This window comes from Primorskyibacter sedentarius (assembly GCF_004342065.1).
In the GTDB taxonomy this organism is placed as follows: domain Bacteria; phylum Pseudomonadota; class Alphaproteobacteria; order Rhodobacterales; family Rhodobacteraceae; genus Primorskyibacter; species Primorskyibacter sedentarius.
This window is the reverse complement of record NZ_SLZU01000001.1, coordinates 709,738-726,868: the sequence shown is the minus strand read 5'-3', so window position 1 is coordinate 726,868 and position 17,131 is coordinate 709,738. Positions and strand designations below refer to the sequence as shown.

Sequence of the window (17,131 nt, the reverse complement as noted above, 5' to 3'; positions counted from 1 at the left end):
CGTTGAAGAACGCGTAATGGGCGATGGACATTGATATGGTCCGTTCCCGGCAGGTCTGCGCGCGGCCGGAAAAGATTTGCGACCGCGCGGGAACGGGCGCCCTATTGGTTCATCGCGACGACATAGCCGACGCCCGCCGCCACGATCAGACCAAGGATCACGGCAATCGCGATTTTCCAGGCCGACCAGGGCCGTTCGCCCTGCACCCGCCCGGTACGGCCATTGACGACAAAGCGGTAGGTCTTGCCGCGGAATTTATATGCGGCCAGCCAGACCGGTAGCAGGATATGTTTAAAGGTCACGTCGTCCACATCGGTATCAACGCTGTGAATGCGCTGCCTGTCGCCGCCAATGTCAAAGCGGATATCGCGCGCAATCTGGCGGTCCATGATATGGCGGGCCTCGTCGAACCCGTCTTCCAGTTGCACGCCGTAGCCTTCAGCGCGGAAACCGGCCAGAAATTCGGGCCGGTAAGTTTCCAGCTCTGACAGATCCCAGGGTTCCAGCGCGTCGGTGAACCGCTTGGGCAGGGATGTCGAGGCCAGCACGAGCACGTCGTCAAAGAACCGCGCAACGCGGCCCGACACTAACTGCCATCGTATCTTCTGCACGCGGACCTGCTCGGTCTTGCCTTCGCGCGTGACGGTGCGCGTTTCGTAATAGACGGTGCCCCGCTCGCCCCGGTAACGCGACTTCGTATCGGCGTCGAAGGTCCAGTAGGGCACGTAGATCCCGTTCATCTTTCGACCCTTTCGCGCATAGTCCTTCAGGCCGCCGGGGGCGAACCAAAGCCCGCCAAGCCAGTCGTTCATCGCTGTCCGGGCCTCTTCCTGACTAAGGCGGAACGGCAACAAGGCGCGCGGTTTGATATGCCGATGCGCGCCGGTATCGGTGACGACGGGCGTGGCGCAGAACGGGCATTCGGTGGCGTGAATATCTGCGTCGAATTCTACCGAAGCACCGCAATTGGGGCATTTCGTGACGCGGGTTTCCTCGATCTCGGCCTCGGACATGTCGCCCCGGACGGCGCGGTCAAAGTCGATTTCACGGATGCCGCCGGTCCAGGGACCAGATTGCGCCACTTCCGAGGTGTTGCCGCAATGGTCGCAGACCAGCTGGCCCGCATCCGGGTCAAACCGCATATCCGCGCCACATTGATCACAGGGAAAGCGGTGCTCTGATTGCGGCGCAGTCAGGGTCTGGTCGGGCATCTCAACCTCGTGCCTGTTGCGGGTCAGGAGCGCGGGCCGAGTTTTGGCGCCCTTGACCCGAAAACGCTGTCGTCGTCCAAATCCGAAGCCCCCCGCAAACACCGCCTGCGAAGGGCTCTAGCTGTGTCAGATGCCCGGCGGCGGGGGCGGGGGCATGACGGTGAAAAGCTGCGCCAGCTCGTCCACATCCTCGGCAGGTTTCCAGCCGTCCTGACCTGCGGTCCAGACATAGGTCTCGCGGGTCATTTCGCCGTTCTGGGCCATGCGACCCAGTTGCGCCTTGGAGAACGGGCCCTGCGTTTCGCCATTCTTGGCAAGGTGCCAGACATGCTCCACCGGGGGCGGCGGCGGTGCGCTGGGGGCCTGGGCCGGGGCCGCGCCCCATGGGCCGCGCTGGCCGCCCATCATCTGGCCTGCCATCGCCATGCCCATGCCTGCACCCATGCCTGCCCCCATTGCGCCCGATGCGTCACCACCCTGACGCAGCGCCTCGGCGGCAGAGTATTTCAGGTGCTGCTCCAGATCGCCCGACAGCCCGCGAGAGGTGCGGGTGTCCAGCGCCTTTTCCACTGCAGGCGGCAGCGAGATATTCTCGATGTAAAGCTCGGGGATGGTCAGGCCGTATTGCTCCAGCGTCGGAGAAATCGCATGGGCCAGCACTTTGCCCAGCTCGGCGGTGTTCGCGGCCATATCCAGTACGGGTATGCCGGATGCAGCAATCACCCGGCTGAATTCCTGCACGATGATGTTGCGGATCTGAAAGCTGATCTCGTCCATCGTGAATTCGCCATCCGTACCGACGATTTCAGACATGAAACGCGCGGGCTCTCCGACGCGGACGGAGTAGGTGCCGAAGGCGCGGATGCGGGTCGGCCCGAATTCCGGGTCGCGCAGCATGATAGGGTTCTTGGTGCCCCATTTCAGATCATTGAACCGCGTTGTATTGACGAAATAGATCTCTGACTTGAACGGGCTTTTGAAACCGTGATCCCAATGCTGGAGCGTCGTCATGATGGGCATGTTGTTGGTTTCGAGCATGTACAGGCCCGGCGTGAACACATCCGCCAACTGACCTTCATGCACGAACACGGCCGCCTGACCTTCGCGCACCGTCAGCTTGGCACCGTATTTGATCTCGTGGCCCTCACGCTCGAAACGCCAGACCATCGTATCGCGGGTGTCATCGGTCCAGTGGATGACGTCTATGAACTGACCGCTCAGAAAATCGAAAATGCCCATGGGTTACTCCTCGGGTTAACTGGGGCCGCCGGTCATCCGGGCGGCAAGCTCTCGTACGATGGGGCGGGCCTGGTCGGCGGACATGCCGGGCTTCAGCCTTGGATCGTACAGGATTTTCAACAACATCTCGTCGTGCGTCGTCAGCAGGGCGAATTCGTCGTCGTCATTGAAGATGGAGGGGCGTGCGGTCGGGCTGTCATTGCCAAGCCCGAGCCCCTGCGCCAGCTCTTCGTGAATGCAGGATTGGCGCAGCAGATCAGGATGCTCGGCCCGGATCAGCGCCACGGCGCGGGCGTAGTCATAACCGTTCGGGCTGCCCGAGAAGGCGAGCACAAGGCAATGGATACCACGCGGAAGGTTGTCAAAGATCGAAAGGGCGGAATCGCTGATTTCGGGCACAAGGGCGCGAATGCGGGGCTTGAGCTGGTCGCTGTCATCCTCGCCCATGAAAAGCACGTGGAAATTCGCGTTGCTCTGGCTGATGCTGACAGGATGGCGGGTGACGCGCGCCAGCCTTGCAACATAGCGCGCAACCTGGGCCTGATCTGTGATGCGCTGGTCGGCATCGACAGAGGCGCCAAAATCGACCGAAATGCGCACCGGGCCGTTCCACTTCTTGACCCGTCCAAGCTCTCCGCTGCTGCGGGTGAAGCCTGCGCCGCGGGCGTATTCTTCGGCAAGAGCGATACGTTCGAAATTGCGCACCAGCATCGTGTCTGTAAAGGGCGTGTCCGGGCCGCCGCCATCGGTGCGTAACAAACCCTGAACCAACAGATCCTGTTGCAACCGGCCATAATACGCCGCCAGTTCGCGGCTGGCCGCCGATCGCGGGGCAGTGCTTGGCGCCGGGGTCGTGTCTATGCCGGTTGTCGGCGAGGGAGCGGGTTGCGGGGCGGCGCGCGGACGTGTCGGCGCCACCTGCGGTATGTCTTCGGGCGGGGTGGGCTCATTTGGAAGGATTTCACAGGCAGCGAGCGCCGCCACCGCGAACCCGGTCAGCAAGAGCTGACGTGCCCTACGTCCCACCCGCATGTTTCAGCCCCGTGGTACAGAGGTCGAGGCAGTATCGCCCAGCCCGGTCTTTTTGGCCTTTGCTGACGCAAGCGTATCGCGCAGTTCGGCTTCCATCTTCTTCAGTTCAGCTTCGGCAGCGGCGCGGCGGGCCTTGCCTTCATCCGCGATCTGAAGCGATTCCTGAATGGTGCCAATCAGGTCGGCATTGGCTTGCTTGACGGCCTCGATGTCGAAGACGCCGCGCTCCATTTCCTGACGGATCATCTTGTTGCTGTCGCGCAGGTTCTTGGCGTTCGACGTCAACAGCTCGTTGGTCAGGTCATTGGCATCGCGCACGGCAACCGCCGCTTCGGCAGAGCGCTGGATCGTCACCGCCTGTGCCAGTTGGGTTTCCCACAGCGGGACAGTGTTCACGAGGGTCGAGTTGATCTTGGTGACCAGACTCTTGTCGTTTTCCTGCACAAGGCGGATGGAGGGCAGCGACTGCATCGTCACCTGCCGGGTCAGCTTCAGGTCATGGACCCGGCGTTCCAGATCATCGCGCGCGGCGCGCAGATCCCGCAATTCCTGTGCGACCATCACCTGGTCGCCCTCGGGCGTGGCCTGAACTTCGGCCTCTTTCGCAGGGATCACCTCTTCGTCCAGAACGCGCAGCTTTTCTTCGCCTGCCGCGATGTAAAGCGCCAGTTCGTCATAAAAGGCCAGTGTCTTTTCATACAGCAGGTCGAGCGACTTGATGTCTTTCAAGAGCGTATGTTCATGCTTGAGCAGGTCGTCGGTCACGCGGTCGATCTGGCCCTGCACCTGCTCGAATTTGGCGGTAAACTTGGCGAAGGGCGCGGCGCGGCCCAGAAGCTTTTCCCACCAGCTGCGCTTGCGGCGAACATCCAGCTCGGACACCGAAAAGCCCCGGATCGTGGTGACGATATTGCGCAGGGAGTCGCCCGCCGGGCCCACATCCTTGTTGCGCACGTCCTGCAGCATGGCCTGGCTGATTTCCTGCAATTCGGCCTGCGCGGCAGAACCGAACGCGACGATGGAATTGGTATCGCCCATGTCGATCTCGTCCATCCGGCTACGGATTTCCTCACCCAGCGGCGCGTCGGCCTCGGCCAACGAAATGACCTCACCGGCGTCTACCGGTTCGGGCAGGACAACGGCATTCACTTCTTCGACGAGCGCAAGCGTCTGCTCGGCCTTTTCCCTTACGTTCTCAGACATCGGTGTACCTCTTTAAAGTCATGCAATTTTCTATTTCAGCCGGATACCGTCGCGCTGAAGCCGGTCACGAAGGACCTCTATCTCGACCGTCAGGTCGGAATTGTCGTCCAGCAGCAACTTGCGTTTCTTCGCGCTGAAGCTTTCTTCGAGATCGGTCAGCAACATCATGTAGTCAGAGCGCGCCCCGGCATCCTGCGTCCGGCTGTAGACATCGGCGAATTTCACCGAAGCGTCGCGGGCGCCCATCAGGTAGACACCCATGTATTTCCGTGCAGCGGTCAGATCGCGAGGGTCTTCTTCGACCGTGCGCAAAAGTTCGCGCACCTCGCCCTGAAACCGCTCTACCCGCGCTTCGACCTGCCTGTCGCCCGCGCGCCGGATGGCGTCGGACATGGCGGCAAGATGTCTTTCGGCTTCGTCGACGGCCTTGGCCACGCGGTCTTGCTGGAAAGTGTCGATCCCTTCCATGCCCTTGTTGCGCATCGGATCGATGCCGAATGCGGCCAGATGCAACCCACCCGCAGCCGCGGCATAAAGCACGGGGGCCAAGATGCCGGGCTCATTGCGCCATGCGGCAAGGGCCACACCTGTTGCCGCCAGCAGGGCGGCTGCGATTTTTCTGGGAAATCCCGGCCGTCGCGCGACCTTGCGGGCATTATACGCCGCCTCTGCGCGAAGCCCGTCCCGCAGAAGCCATGCCCCCAGCGCCAGTGCCGCAGCGCCAAGCAGGCCAGTGATCAGAGTGGTCGCACCCCCTGCGATGGAGGTAAAGGCCAAGACCACGGGCGGAACGAAAAGAACATTGCTGCGCGCGCCCACGGGATCGACTGTCGCACCGCGAAACGCGCCGCGTTCTTCGGATGTCTCCGGGCCCGTGCCGTCGGGGCTGAACTTGCCGCCAAAACGCTGTGCCATCGTCAAAGCCCCCCGAGCCAGCCGGAAGACACCCCGAACAGGACGACAATAAGCAGAACGTAGGCGATCTTCTGAAATGCGGTGCCAGTCATGCTGCCTCTGGTTTCTGAGCCGGATCTGTTGTGTCAGAACTTAGGCGATAGGCCCTTTGCGTGCTAGGGGGAGAATTGCCTACGCATTCCACCTTTCCGTGGCAGCCCGTAATACAGGCTGCCACGGTTCATTTGGCAGGCATTCAGTGGCGCGAGGCTGTTCTGCGCTCGGCATTCAGCTTTCGCGAATACCGCGACTGGATGATCTCTACCGCGACCAGCACCAACACGCTGAAGTAGAAGGTGGTCTTGGACATGGGCACGACCTCGTAGCCGAAGAAACGCAGCGCAAGCGTTTCGTCATGCATCGCATGGGCCGCGGCCTGTCCGGATTCGCCCAAAAGGACGACGCCCACGATCAGCAGGATGAAGAGGCCCAGAACCTCGTACATCCGGTTCTTTTCAAGAAACGCGGTGACCGTGTCAGCCAGAACCAGCATTGCCAGCCCTGACAGGATGATCGCCGTCGCCAGCACCAGAAACACATCCGTGATCGCAATCGCCGAAAGCACGGAGTCAAACGAGAAGATCAGGTTCATCATGACGATGAGCAGCACGACCTGCGTGGCGCTCTTGCCGGATTTCGCGTCCACATCCGTGCTGAGATGTTCAATCGCCAGCATGTGGCCGATTTCCTTGACCGCCGTGTAGATGATGAAAATACCACCAATTATGAAAACGCAGGTGGCAAAGTTCACACCGCCTTCGATGACGCCCGGCCAGTCAAAGACGTAGAACGGCTCTGCCATCGAGTCGATCAGCTGGATCATGGTGAACAAAAGGACCACGCGCAGCGCCACGGCGATGATGATGCCCCAGTAGCGGACCGCCTTTTGCTGCGCCACAGGCGCGCGTTGCGATTCGATGGAGATGTAGAGCAGGTTGTCAAACCCCAGAACCGCTTGCAGGAAACACAGCATCAGCAGGTTTCCAAGGTTCTCGATGGTCAGTAGTTCGGCCATGAGCGTATTCCCGTAGATAGGTCAATTTGTCGTGAGACTCCACGAAACAACGCCGTTGAACAAGGGGAGTTCCGGCGACAAATCGGCAATGGGGCGACAAAGTGGTGCCATGGCAGCGATCTGCAGCGGTTTGCATCAAGTTGCAAAGGCGTCGCGCATCAGGTGTCGCTTGATGGAAATGCGCCTATCTGCGCTTGCGCGAGACCTTTGGCTTGTCGGTCTTGGCGCCTTCCAGACCCAGCTGGTCGCGCAAAACCTTTGGCCGGATCTCCTCGACCGCGCCCGCCTTGAGCTGACCCAGCTGGAACGGGCCATAGGAGACCCGGATCAGCCGGTTCACGGCCAGTCCCAGATCCATCATCGCGCGCCGCACCTCTCGGTTTTTGCCTTCGCGCAGGCCAACTGTGACCCAGGCATTTGCACCTTGTTGGCGGTCGAGTGTGACGATCATCGGCTGGAACCGCTCCCCATCGATCACCAGACCCTTGCGGAGCGGCTCGAAGGTTTCGTCGGTGGGCCTGCCATTGATCCGCACGCGGTAACGCCGCAACCATCCGGTCGAGGGCAGTTCCATCCGGCGTTTCAACGCGCCATCATTGGTCAGCAGCAGCAGGCCTTCGGAATTCAAGTCGAGCCGCCCGACCGTCATCACCCGGGGCAGATCCTCGGGGAGGTTGTCGAAAATCGTCGCGCGGCCCTTTTCGTCGCTGTTCGTCGTCACCAACCCGGTCGGTTTGTGGTACAGCCACAAACGCGGCGGCTCTGCCTCTTTGAGCGGTTTGCCATCCACCGCGATCCGGTCCTTTTCGGTGACGTTCAGCGCGGGGCTATCGATCTTGCGACCATTCACGCTGACGCGGCCCAGTTCGATCATGCGCTCCGCCTCGCGGCGGCTGGCGACACCGGCACGGGCAAGCACCTTGGCGATGCGGTCTCCGGGAGGGGTGGTCTGGCTCATGCGGCGCACCTTTGACGATGAAAGATCTGTGTCGTTTCGCAAATGCCCGTCAACCAAAGGGCGCGCGAAACGGCGGAACCCGACAGGCCTTAGAGTAATTTTCGCTCTTGGGAAAGCGCGAAGGCGGACTTATGAGGGGCGCATGACCTTCAAGAGCCACATGCACACCGCCTTGTCAGAGGCCCAGGCCGCCGCCGAACGCGGCGAAGTGCCTGTGGGTGCCGTATTGGTCGGGCCGGACGGCAGCATTGTTGCGCGCGCAGGCAACCGCACGCGGGAGCTTAGCGACCCGACAGCCCATGCAGAGGTGTTGGTGATCCGCGAAGCCTGCGCGCGATTGGGTTCGGAACGTCTGACAGGTCACGACCTCTATGTGACACTGGAGCCTTGCCCGATGTGCGCCGCCGCGATTTCTTTCGCGCGGATCCGGAGGCTGTATTACGGGGCGGGTGATCCGAAATCCGGCGGTGTTTCGCATGGCGCAAGGGTTTTCGCGCATCCGCAATGCCACCATGCGCCAGAGGTCTACGATGGCATCGCCGCATCCGAGGCCGAGGCCCAGTTGAAAGCGTTTTTCAGCGCAAGACGAGGCTGATCCGGTGGCCCGACCCCGCAAATCCAACATGTCCAGGCCGCGCGCGCCGAAGCCACGCCCGACAGGGCCTGCGCGGGTGATCCTGCTCAACAAGCCGTGGGGGGTGTTGTCGCAATTCACCGACAAGGGCACCGAAGGGTCGGCCCGTGAGACGCTGTCCAACTATGTGAACGTGCCAGAGGTGTACCCTGCCGGTCGGCTTGACCGCGACAGCGAGGGGTTGCTGATCCTGACCAATGACGGGCGTCTGCAAAATCGCATCGCGCATCCCGACACGAAGCTGCCCAAGACCTATCTCGCGCAGGTCGAGGGCGAGGTCACCGAAGAGGCGCTTGCCCTGTTGCGCAGCGGCGTGGCGCTGCAGGACGGCATGACCCGACCGGCAAAGGCGAAGCGGATTGACCCGCCGGACTGGCTCTGGCCGCGCGATCCGCCGGTGCGGTACCGCAAATCCGTGCCCGACAGCTGGGTGGAGCTGATCCTTACCGAAGGGCGCAACCGTCAGGTCCGCCGCATGACGGCCGCTGTCGGCCTGCCCACGCTGCGCCTTATCCGTTGGAAAATCGGCGACTGGACGCTGGGCGGGCTGCAGCCCGGGCAATGGCGGGATGCCTGACCCCTAGACCCATTTGGCCATCGGGGGCAGGCTCATCAGCACGGCATTCGCATCATGCCCGGTGGCCAGACCGAATTTCGTGCCCCGGTCATATACCAGATTGTATTCGGCATAGAGCCCGCGATGCACCAGTTGCGTGTCCTTGTCGGCGTCGGACCAGTCCTGCACCCGCCGCTTCTCGACCAGTGGGACGTAAGCGGGCAGAAATGCCCGGCCAATATCCTGCGTCAGCGCGAAATCGGCCTCCCAGTCTCCGGTGCAGCGATCATCCATGAAGATGCCACCGACGCCCCGCGCGCGACCGCGGTGGGGGATGTAGAAATACTCGTCCGCCCAGTCCTTCAGCCGCGGATAAAGCTCGGCCCCATGTGGCGCCAGATGCGCCTCTTGCACGGCGTGGAAATGCGCGGTGTCCTCTGCGTATTCAATGCAAGGGTTCAGGTCCGACCCGCCCCCGAACCACCAGGCATGCGGCGTCCAGAACATGCGCGTGTTCATGTGAACGGCCGGGGCACGCGGGTTCTGCATATGCGCGACAAGGCTGATCCCGCTGGCCCAGAAACGCGGATCTTCCGCCATCCCCGAAAGCCCCTTGCGGGCCATCATCGACGCCTGCGCAGCCTCGCCCAGCGTGCCGTAAACGGTCGAGACGTTGACGCCGACCTTCTCGAACACACGGCCACCGCGCATGACGCTCATCAGCCCGCCGCCCGCATCCGAGCCGTCCTCCGAGGCGCGTGTCGTCTCTGTCACGTCAAAGCGCCCCGCTGGCCTGTCGTTCAACGGCCCCTCGGCATGGCTGGTTTCGAGCGCCTCGAAAGCAGCGACGATACGGTCACGCAACTCCCGGAACCATGCCGAGGCGCGCGCTTTCTCACTTTGAAATTCTTCGCCCATCCCGGCCCCCTTTTTCAAGCTTGCCCCGTCCCCTAGCGCAGGGGGGCGGCGATGGGCAAGCTCTGCGCGGCCTGAAGCGGCCTTCCGTCATGTCGGATACGTAACCCACGCGGGCGGCAGGGGCCGCGGCCCGTGTTTCTGCGAAGCACTGAATGCCCTATCTGGCGGCAATTAATGCGCCGGCGCGCATACCGGATCAAGAAGGGTGCGCCCACCATCCACTGTCAGGATCTGGCCGGTCACGAATCCGGCCCCTTCGGAGGCAAGATACTGCACGGCTTCGGCAAGCTCTCCGGGCGAGGCGATCCGGCCCATCGGGGTGTGGCATTCGATCTCGCTGCGATACTCGGCATGCTCTTTCAGCGCACCTTTGAGGCTGGCAGACATCACCGACCCGAATGCGACGGCATTGACGCGAATCCGGTGCGGTGCAAGTGCGACCGCCAGCGACCGTGTCATCTGGTCCAGCGCGGCAGTCGACACCGAATAGGCCAAGAGCCCGGGTTGCGTGCGCCGCGCGGCGATGGAAGACAGGTTCACGATGGACCCCGCCTGACCTTCCTCTTTGCCCTCGGCCTGCTTGACCATGCGCTTGGCCACCAGTTGGGACAGGCGCAGGCTGGCCATCAGATTCTGTTCCAGCAGGGTTTCCACACTGGTGTCATCAAGGTCCAGCGGGTCCGTTGGAATGATTTGACGGGCGCCGTTCACAAGGATGTCGACCCGGTCGAACGTATCCAGCGTGGCAGAGAGCAGGTTTGCGATTGTCAGCCTTTCGCGCAGGTCGCCCGCGAAGAAATGGATGTTGCTGTCTTCGGACAGGTTTCCCACCTCTTCCTGCAGCCGCGTCTCGTCGATATCGGCGAGCATCACATTGGCGCCCTTGTCAGAGAAATGCCGCGCCATGGCAAGGCCCACGCCATTTGCGGCCCCTGTCACGATTGCGGTCTTGCCTTCAATGGAGAAACTCATGCGGCTCCTTTCCCCGCGCCCGCCAAAGCGGGGCCGGTGGCGGTTATCTGCCCTGCCGAAGCGGGCGTGCTGCGTGCAAAATCTTGAAACGGGCGTCGCCGCCCACTTCGGAGTGACTGGTGAAGTACTGCGTTAGCGTTGCTTCATAGGGCAGGTGCCGGTTTGCCACCATCCACAACTGACCTGACGGTTTCAGGCATGCCGCAGCCGTCGCGACAAAGGCCTGACCCAGTGAGGGGTCGGGCGTGCGGCTGGTGTGGAAGGGCGGGTTCATGATCACGCTGTCGGCGCGGGTATCAGGACGCCACCGCGTGGCGTCATCCCAGTGAAATTGCGCGCGCGCGTCGTCAACGTTCCGGCGTGCGCAGTCCAGCGCAATGTGATCGGCCTCCACCAGATCGATGCGGGTGACGGTCTCCCGTTCCAGGACCTTGCGCGCAAGATAGCCCCAGCCAGCGCCCAGATCGACGACATGCGCCCCCAGCTTTGGGGGCAGGGCAGCCGCCAGCGCTTCGGACCCCGGGTCGATGCCATCGGCGGAAAACACGCCCGGCGCGGTGACAAAGCCCTCAAGCTGCGGTTGCGGCGCCTGTGTCCAGTCGTTGCCGAGATCATCAGCTGCAAACCAGAACAGCTTGCCATGCGACCGGGTGTCGAGGCCGACCAGATTGACCAGCTTGCGGATCTTGCGAAGCGCGGCTTCAACCCCATCGGTCTTGAGGCCATCGACTGCGACCAGCCCGCCGGGTGCCGCGGCAGAGGCCTGCGCGATCAGCGTCTCGGCCAGCGCCCGTGTGCGGGGCAGGAACACGATCGCTGCGGCATAGCTGCCCGTCGGCTCCAATACGCAGTTGAACCGCTGGGCGGTAAGTGCCGCCACATCAGGGTAGAAACTGCTGATGACGTCGCAGCGATCCCTGGGCAATGCCGCAAGATCGGTATCGGCGCGGGGCTGAAACAATGCGATGCGGCCCGTATCGGGCAATACCAGATCTGCGCTTTCAAGCGCGTGGGTCAGTCGGGATGAGGCCATGACATCGGGCAAGGAACGCGCAAACGCGGTCCGGCGCCTATTCCTTTTCCATGGTGCATTGCAGCGGGTGCTGGTGGCGCCGGGCAAAATCCATCACCTGTGCCACCTTGGTTTCGGCGATCTCATGGGTAAAGACCCCCACGACAGCCAAACCTTTCTTATGCACGGTCAGCATGATCTCGAAGGCCTGCGCGTGGGTCATTCCGAAGAAACGTTCCAACACATGCACGACAAATTCCATCGGCGTGTAGTCGTCATTCAGCAGCATGACCTTGTAAAGCGGCGGGCGCTTCGTCTTGGGCTTGGTTTCAAGAACCACATCACTTTGGGACCCGCCGCCGGGGGCGTCGGGGGAATTGCTGGCCAGTCTGGTGGCAAAGATGAAGGTCTGCCCGGTCATTGCGCTCGTCTGACTGTGCTTGTCCGCTCCTGAGCGCTCTATATAACCTGATTGGCGCGTGTGAAAAGAGGCGCCGGACGCAGGAGAGGCAGGATGGCAAGAAATCTTCTGACAATCGGCTTCGATGCGGATGATACGCTGTGGCATAACGAGCGCTTCTTCCAGCTGACACAAGAGCGATTCGCAGAGCTTCTTTCGGATTTCACCGAACCAGATCACCTGATGGCCCGGCTGCTGGACGCAGAGAGGCGCAACCTTGGCCATTACGGCTTTGGCATCAAGGGGTTCGTACTGTCGATGATCGAAACCGCGATCGAGGTCACGGAGGAACGTGTGCCGGCCTCGGTGATCCGGCAGCTCGTGGATGCCGGGCAGGAGATGCTGCGCCACCCGATCGAGCTTCTGCCGCATGCGCGCGAGGCAGTGGAAAAGCTTGCCACGGATCACCGTCTTGTCCTGATCACCAAGGGCGATCTGTTGGACCAGGAGCGCAAACTGGCACAATCCGGGCTGGGGGAGTTGTTTGATTCGGTCGAGATCGTCTCTGACAAGACGCCGCAGACCTATGCCAGGATTTTCGACGCGTCGGGCGGGACGGACCGCGCGCTGATGGTCGGAAATTCGCTGAAATCGGACGTTCTTCCTGCAATCAAGGTGGGCGCGCACGGGGTTTACGTTCCTCATTCCCTGACTTGGGCGCTGGAACAGGCTGAGCCGCCAAAGACCGAGCCGCTCTATCATCACATTGACGACCTCGCCGGGCTGGCGCCACTGGTGCAGACCCTCGACTGAGCTGCCCGGTCTTGTGGCAAGGTCCCTGTCTTGTGTCTGGTAACAGATCGGCCGCAACATATCGTGTGCCGACTGAATGAGAATTAATAATTTCTTTATTATTGAAAGCTTTATTCGGATCAGTTGATGTGCTAGGTTGAATTCAATCAAGCAGAATAACGTTCACCGGAAAAATCCGGGAGCGAGAGGCAGTATAAGGGCAGAAATCGTGACGGGACGGCGTAGGCAGCCGGGCCTCTTTGGCCTGTTCATTATCACAATCATCTGGTTGGCGGTTCTTGTGCCGCTCAGTGCGATGGCCGCTCCATATGCGGCGGTCGTGATGGATGCGCGCAACGGCAAGGTGCTGCATTCAAGCAACGCCGATACGCGGCTGCATCCGGCATCACTTACCAAGATGATGACCCTCTATATCGCGTTCGAGGCGGTTGAGAATGGCGAGATCAGCATGGACACGCAGGTGCGGATTTCGCGCCACGCGGCGTCTGAGCCGCCCTCGAAACTGGGTCTGCGCGAGGGCCAGCGCATCAAGCTGCGTTACCTTGTGCGCGCGGCGGCGGTCAAATCGGCCAATGACGCGGCCACCGCCATCGGCGAGGCCATCGCAGGGTCCGAGGCGGCATTCGCCCGCCGCATGAACCGGACCGCAAGCGCGATGGGGATGACCCGGACAACCTTCAAGAACGCACATGGCCTGACAGAAAGCGGCCATCTGTCCACCGCAAGGGACATGACGCTTCTGGGGCAGCACCTGATCTATGACTACCCCGAATACTACAATCTGTTTTCCAGACAGACGGCCGATGCAGGCATCAAGACGGTGTCGCATACCAATCGGCGCCTGCTGCAAAGCTACAGGGGCGCGGACGGTATCAAGACCGGCTATACTCGCGCGGCAGGTTTCAACCTTGTCGCCTCTGCCGAGCGCGGCAGTGAGCGGGTCATCGCAACAGTCTTTGGTGGCCGTTCCACACTGACGCGGAATGCAAAGGTGGCAGAGCTTCTGGACCTTGGCTTCAGCCGGGCGCCGTCGCGCGTCGCGATGCGGGTGCCGCCCAAGCCGCCCTATAAGGGGGGCGTCTCTAAAAGCACGGCAGTGGCCTCTGTTGCAGCAAGCGGCGACAAGCAGGGTAAATCGACACGCGTCGCCGCAGCAGCGGTGAAGCGCAGCCTGCGTCCGGTTTCGCGACCTGCCGCGGCAGCGCCGACACCTGCACCGGTGCTGGTGGCGGCGAAAGTGGATGTCGAGGAAGCCCTGAAAGAAGCGCAGGCGGTCAAGCTGGACAGTGCCAGCGGCTCTGCGCCTGCAAGCTCGGCAAAGCCCGTCAGACGGCCCGCCAATCTGGTGCTAGCGTCGACCCAGGAGGCTGCGGTGGCGGCTGCTCCGGCGCCGGAGGCAGAGGTGGTCACACGTCTGTCAACCTCCGGCGGGCGGCATTGGGGGATCAATGTGGGCAGGTATCCCAGCCGCTATCAGGCGGAGCGGGTGCTGCTGAAAACGGCACTTGCAGAAATGGCGACGCTGGACGGCTCCTTGCGCAAGGTGGTCAGCCGGTCGAATGGGCATGACGCGAATTTCATGGGGCTGACCCGTGATATGGCGGACCTCGCCTGCCGCAGGCTTCAGGCGCGTCAGGTGACCTGCTTCATGATCGGGCCAAACTGAGCGCTGAAAGCGTGTTCAATCGCCACGAGACTTGACTGCAACTCAGGGATTGCGCCCCGGCTTTGCCGGGTCGCCCGGGGGCCGCAGGCGCGCTGCGCGCCCCTATCCGTATTGGCGATGACGGCCTCCGGGCACGGGCCAGGACGGCAGGACCTTACTCTGCCCTTCGGGTCGCGCCCGTCAGGCCAAGGTTAATCCGGTTTCGGGTGATCATCATACTCGTCTGACAGAATGCGCCGCGCATCGCCTTCAGGGTCCTCATATTGCCGCGATTTCACCGTAAAGACGAAGAATGCCAGACCAATTCCGCCGAGAATCAGGGAAATCGGGATCAGGAAGGCGAGGACATTCATGGCTGGCTCCGAAGCCTGAGGGCGTTTAGGCTGACCGTGATGGAAGAGGCCGACATCGCCAATGCCGCAATAAGCGGCGTGGCCAGCCCGGCCACGGCCAGAGGTACGGCAATGATATTGTACCATGTCGCGATGCGAAAGTTCTGGCGAATGCGCTTGGTTGCCGCGCGCGCTGTCCGGACGGCCTCTGGCAACGGGGACAGATCGGTGCCCAAAAGGACGATGTCCGATGCCGCACGGGCCGCGTCCAGCGCTGATGCCGGCGAGATGGACACATGGGCGGCGGCGAGCGCAGCCGTGTCATTCAGCCCGTCACCAACCATCAGGACCTTTGCGCCTGTCTCAGAGAGAGACGCAATCCGTTCCGCCTTGTCTTCCGGCAGGCAATTGGCCTGCCAATTGTCGATCCCAAGTTTTTGGGCAAGCTGTGCGACGGCCCCTTCGGTATCGCCGGACATCAGAAGGATGCGCGTCCCATCGGCTTTCAGTTCGGCCACGGCCTCTGCCGCACCGGGGCGCAGTTGGTCCGTAAAGGTGACAGCACTTGGAGCGGCATCGCCGATGCGCAGCCAGGAGGCTGTCAGGTCAAGCTCTGTCCCGCCTGTCCATCCGGTGCGGCCAAGACGCACGGGCTGGCCGTTCCAGAGCGCCTCTGTGCCGTAACCCGGCACTTCTGACACCGCGTCGAGAATTGCCGGTTCCACCCCCTTCGCGCGCGCGGCACCGGCCAGCGCGACGGAAAGCGGATGGCTGGACCCTTCTGCCAGCGCCAGCGCGACGCTCAACTGTTCGGTTGTAAGGCTATCGAGATTGATGGGTTCCGGCGTCCCGGCGGTCAGAGTGCCGGTCTTGTCGAAAACCACGGTGTCGACTTCTGCCAGACGTTCCAACGCGGTGGCATCCTTGATCAGCAGCCCGCGCCGAAAGAGCCGACCGGAGGCGGCGGTGGTCACGGCAGGCACGGCCAAACCAAGCGCGCAGGGACAGGTGATGATCAGGACGGCAGCGGCGATATTCACGGCTGTACGCGGATCGAACGTCGCCAGATACCAGCCGATGAAGGCCAGCGCCGACAGGATGTGCACACCGGGCGCATAAAGTTTTGCCGCCTTGTCCGCGAGCGACGTGTAGCGCGAACGCCCCGATTCAGCGACAGCAACCAGATCAGCCATGCGGTGAAGCGAGCTGTCGCGGCCCACGGCAGTGGCGCGGATGGTCAGGGGGCCAGTCAAGTTGACCTCTCCGGCGCTGACGGCTTGTCCGGGTTCCGCGTAGATCGGCAAGGTTTCTCCGGTCAGCAGCGACCGGTCCAGTTCCGATGTGCCGGACGTGATTTCCCCATCCACGGGCATGCGGCCACCGGGACGGACGCGGATTAGGTCGCCCACGCTCAGCTCTGCGACAGGTACTTCCGTTTCGCTGCCATCGGGCCAGACGCGGCGGGCGCGGGGCACCTCCAGCGCGGCCAGTTCCTCGGCGGCAGAGCGGGCGATGGCGCGCGTGCGATGGTCGAGGTAGCGGCCGGTCAGCAGAAAGAATGTCAGCGCGACGGCAGCGTCGAAATAGGCATGTTCGCCCGAAAGGGACGTTTCCCAAAGCGAGGTGACAACGGCGAGGCCGATGGCCAGCGAAATGGGCACATCCATGTTCAGCTTGCCGACGCGCAGCGCGCGCCAGGCATTGCCAAAGAAGGGCTGTGCGGAAAAGGCAATCACCGGCAGGGCGATGGCGGCCGAGATCCAGTGGAACATGTCACGTGTCGGACCCTCGGCCCCCGACCAGACGGCGATGGACAGCAGCATGACGTTCATCATGGCAAAGCCCGCAACGGCCATGCGCATCAACAGGTCGCGGCCAGCGCGATCCGTCTGGGTGGCGCGCAACGCGGTGGCATCCAGCTCGTGCGCCTCATAGCCCGCATCGGCGAGAAGCGCGATAAGCTGATCCGCGGTGACGCCTGCATCGGCCACGATCTGCGCGCGTTTCTGCGTCAGGTTCACGCGGGCCTGACGGATGCCCGGCGCTGCGTTCAGCACCTTCTCCACCGTCGAAATGCATGCGGCGCAATGGATCGTGGGCAAGGAAAGCGCCAGATCGGCATCCTTCACCGCTTCGCGTTCCGCAAGCGCCTCTGCCGCGGGGGCCGCGGCGCAGGCGGGGCAGGCAGAGATCTGGGGCCGCATCGCGACGGTCAT

Annotated in this window: 17 protein-coding genes; 4 read left to right on the top strand and 13 right to left on the bottom strand. The window is 62.4% G+C overall.

The features are described from left to right. Positions 1-101 precede the first annotated feature (101 nt). The 7 genes from EDD52_RS03355 to EDD52_RS03325 all read right to left on the bottom strand — a co-directional run bounded on the left by EDD52_RS03355 (position 102) and on the right by EDD52_RS03325 (position 7,612). The gene (locus EDD52_RS03355) at positions 102-1,211 is read right to left on the bottom strand and encodes a TFIIB-type zinc finger domain-containing protein (protein ID WP_132241780.1); all 1,110 of its coding nucleotides are present in this window, start codon (positions 1,209-1,211) and stop codon (positions 102-104) included. Between the two features lie 126 nt (positions 1,212-1,337). Then, a complete protein-coding gene (locus EDD52_RS03350) occupies positions 1,338-2,450 on the bottom strand; it encodes an SPFH domain-containing protein (RefSeq protein WP_132241778.1) in 1,113 nt (370 codons plus the stop codon). A gap of 15 nt (positions 2,451-2,465) precedes the next feature. After that, positions 2,466-3,482, bottom strand: a complete 1,017-nt coding sequence (locus EDD52_RS03345; protein WP_132241776.1) for a DUF2927 domain-containing protein — start codon at positions 3,480-3,482, stop codon at positions 2,466-2,468. A gap of 3 nt (positions 3,483-3,485) precedes the next feature. Further along, positions 3,486-4,685 carry a toxic anion resistance protein gene (locus EDD52_RS03340; protein ID WP_132241774.1) on the bottom strand — a complete coding sequence of 400 codons (1,200 nt, stop codon included), beginning with the start codon at positions 4,683-4,685 and terminating at the stop codon, positions 3,486-3,488. 30 nt (positions 4,686-4,715) lie between these two features. Continuing rightward, positions 4,716-5,600, bottom strand: coding sequence for a 5-bromo-4-chloroindolyl phosphate hydrolysis family protein (locus tag EDD52_RS03335; protein WP_132241772.1), 885 nt, complete (start codon positions 5,598-5,600; stop codon positions 4,716-4,718). A gap of 235 nt (positions 5,601-5,835) precedes the next feature. Beyond that, the gene (locus EDD52_RS03330; protein ID WP_132241770.1) at positions 5,836-6,654 is read right to left on the bottom strand and encodes a TerC family protein; all 819 of its coding nucleotides are present in this window, start codon (positions 6,652-6,654) and stop codon (positions 5,836-5,838) included. Positions 6,655-6,838: 184 nt separating this feature from the next. Then, positions 6,839-7,612, bottom strand: coding sequence for a pseudouridine synthase (locus EDD52_RS03325; RefSeq protein WP_132241768.1), 774 nt, complete (start codon positions 7,610-7,612; stop codon positions 6,839-6,841). Between the two features lie 142 nt (positions 7,613-7,754). On the opposite strand from EDD52_RS03325, the gene EDD52_RS03320 reads away from it, so the two are divergent. Beyond that, positions 7,755-8,207 (top strand): nucleoside deaminase, encoded by a 453-nt coding sequence (locus tag EDD52_RS03320; protein WP_132241766.1) that lies wholly within the window; start codon positions 7,755-7,757, stop codon positions 8,205-8,207. 28 nt (positions 8,208-8,235) lie between these two features. Continuing rightward, complete coding sequence (locus tag EDD52_RS03315) at positions 8,236-8,823, top strand: pseudouridine synthase (RefSeq protein ID WP_132241764.1); 588 nt, start codon at positions 8,236-8,238, stop codon at positions 8,821-8,823. A 3-nt stretch (positions 8,824-8,826) separates the two neighbouring features. Here the strand turns inward: EDD52_RS03315 and hemF are convergent, their stop codons facing one another. From hemF to clpS, 4 genes are all read right to left on the bottom strand, one after another. Further along, on the bottom strand, positions 8,827-9,720 hold the full coding sequence (gene hemF, locus EDD52_RS03310; protein ID WP_132241762.1) for an oxygen-dependent coproporphyrinogen oxidase: 894 nt from the start codon (positions 9,718-9,720) through the stop codon (positions 8,827-8,829). Positions 9,721-9,891: 171 nt separating this feature from the next. Then, a complete protein-coding gene (locus EDD52_RS03305) occupies positions 9,892-10,692 on the bottom strand; it encodes an SDR family NAD(P)-dependent oxidoreductase (protein ID WP_132241760.1) in 801 nt (266 codons plus the stop codon). Positions 10,693-10,735: 43 nt separating this feature from the next. Next, positions 10,736-11,725 (bottom strand): class I SAM-dependent methyltransferase, encoded by a 990-nt coding sequence (locus EDD52_RS03300; RefSeq protein WP_132241758.1) that lies wholly within the window; start codon positions 11,723-11,725, stop codon positions 10,736-10,738. 37 nt (positions 11,726-11,762) lie between these two features. After that, a complete protein-coding gene (gene clpS / locus EDD52_RS03295; RefSeq protein WP_243651813.1) occupies positions 11,763-12,125 on the bottom strand; it encodes an ATP-dependent Clp protease adapter ClpS in 363 nt (120 codons plus the stop codon). Between the two features lie 93 nt (positions 12,126-12,218). Between clpS and EDD52_RS03290 the strand changes: the two genes are divergently transcribed. Beyond that, the gene (locus EDD52_RS03290; RefSeq protein ID WP_132241756.1) at positions 12,219-12,917 is read left to right on the top strand and encodes an HAD family hydrolase; all 699 of its coding nucleotides are present in this window, start codon (positions 12,219-12,221) and stop codon (positions 12,915-12,917) included. A gap of 295 nt (positions 12,918-13,212) precedes the next feature. After that, positions 13,213-14,583 carry a D-alanyl-D-alanine carboxypeptidase family protein gene (locus tag EDD52_RS03285; RefSeq protein ID WP_132242024.1) on the top strand — a complete coding sequence of 457 codons (1,371 nt, stop codon included), beginning with the start codon at positions 13,213-13,215 and terminating at the stop codon, positions 14,581-14,583. Between the two features lie 191 nt (positions 14,584-14,774). On the opposite strand, the gene ccoS is transcribed toward EDD52_RS03285, so the two are convergent. Then, positions 14,775-14,936, bottom strand: coding sequence for a cbb3-type cytochrome oxidase assembly protein CcoS (ccoS, locus tag EDD52_RS03280; protein ID WP_132241754.1), 162 nt, complete (start codon positions 14,934-14,936; stop codon positions 14,775-14,777). Then, entirely contained in the window at positions 14,933-17,131 is a 2,199-nt protein-coding gene (locus EDD52_RS03275) for a heavy metal translocating P-type ATPase (RefSeq protein WP_132241752.1), read from the bottom strand. Before EDD52_RS03275 ends, ccoS begins: the two co-directional genes overlap by 4 nt.

What these genes read in the sequence shown, in the direction of transcription:
- EDD52_RS03355 (WP_132241780.1), bottom strand. Translation starts at nt 1,211, where the DNA reads ATGCCCGACCAGACCCTGACTGCGCCGCAATCAGAGCACCGCTTTCCC.
- EDD52_RS03350 (WP_132241778.1), bottom strand. Translation starts at nt 2,450, where the DNA reads ATGGGCATTTTCGATTTTCTGAGCGGTCAGTTCATAGACGTCATCCAC.
- EDD52_RS03345 (WP_132241776.1), bottom strand. Translation starts at nt 3,482, where the DNA reads ATGCGGGTGGGACGTAGGGCACGTCAGCTCTTGCTGACCGGGTTCGCG.
- EDD52_RS03340 (WP_132241774.1), bottom strand. Translation starts at nt 4,685, where the DNA reads ATGTCTGAGAACGTAAGGGAAAAGGCCGAGCAGACGCTTGCGCTCGTC.
- EDD52_RS03335 (WP_132241772.1), bottom strand. Translation starts at nt 5,600, where the DNA reads ATGGCACAGCGTTTTGGCGGCAAGTTCAGCCCCGACGGCACGGGCCCG.
- EDD52_RS03330 (WP_132241770.1), bottom strand. Translation starts at nt 6,654, where the DNA reads ATGGCCGAACTACTGACCATCGAGAACCTTGGAAACCTGCTGATGCTG.
- EDD52_RS03325 (WP_132241768.1), bottom strand. Translation starts at nt 7,612, where the DNA reads ATGAGCCAGACCACCCCTCCCGGAGACCGCATCGCCAAGGTGCTTGCC.
- EDD52_RS03320 (WP_132241766.1), top strand. Translation starts at nt 7,755, where the DNA reads ATGACCTTCAAGAGCCACATGCACACCGCCTTGTCAGAGGCCCAGGCC.
- EDD52_RS03315 (WP_132241764.1), top strand. Translation starts at nt 8,236, where the DNA reads ATGTCCAGGCCGCGCGCGCCGAAGCCACGCCCGACAGGGCCTGCGCGG.
- hemF (WP_132241762.1), bottom strand. Translation starts at nt 9,720, where the DNA reads ATGGGCGAAGAATTTCAAAGTGAGAAAGCGCGCGCCTCGGCATGGTTC.
- EDD52_RS03305 (WP_132241760.1), bottom strand. Translation starts at nt 10,692, where the DNA reads ATGAGTTTCTCCATTGAAGGCAAGACCGCAATCGTGACAGGGGCCGCA.
- EDD52_RS03300 (WP_132241758.1), bottom strand. Translation starts at nt 11,725, where the DNA reads ATGGCCTCATCCCGACTGACCCACGCGCTTGAAAGCGCAGATCTGGTA.
- clpS (WP_243651813.1), bottom strand. Translation starts at nt 12,125, where the DNA reads ATGACCGGGCAGACCTTCATCTTTGCCACCAGACTGGCCAGCAATTCC.
- EDD52_RS03290 (WP_132241756.1), top strand. Translation starts at nt 12,219, where the DNA reads ATGGCAAGAAATCTTCTGACAATCGGCTTCGATGCGGATGATACGCTG.
- EDD52_RS03285 (WP_132242024.1), top strand. Translation starts at nt 13,213, where the DNA reads ATGGCCGCTCCATATGCGGCGGTCGTGATGGATGCGCGCAACGGCAAG.
- ccoS (WP_132241754.1), bottom strand. Translation starts at nt 14,936, where the DNA reads ATGAATGTCCTCGCCTTCCTGATCCCGATTTCCCTGATTCTCGGCGGA.
- EDD52_RS03275 (WP_132241752.1), bottom strand. Translation starts at nt 17,131, where the DNA reads ATGACCGTCGCGATGCGGCCCCAGATCTCTGCCTGCCCCGCCTGCGCC.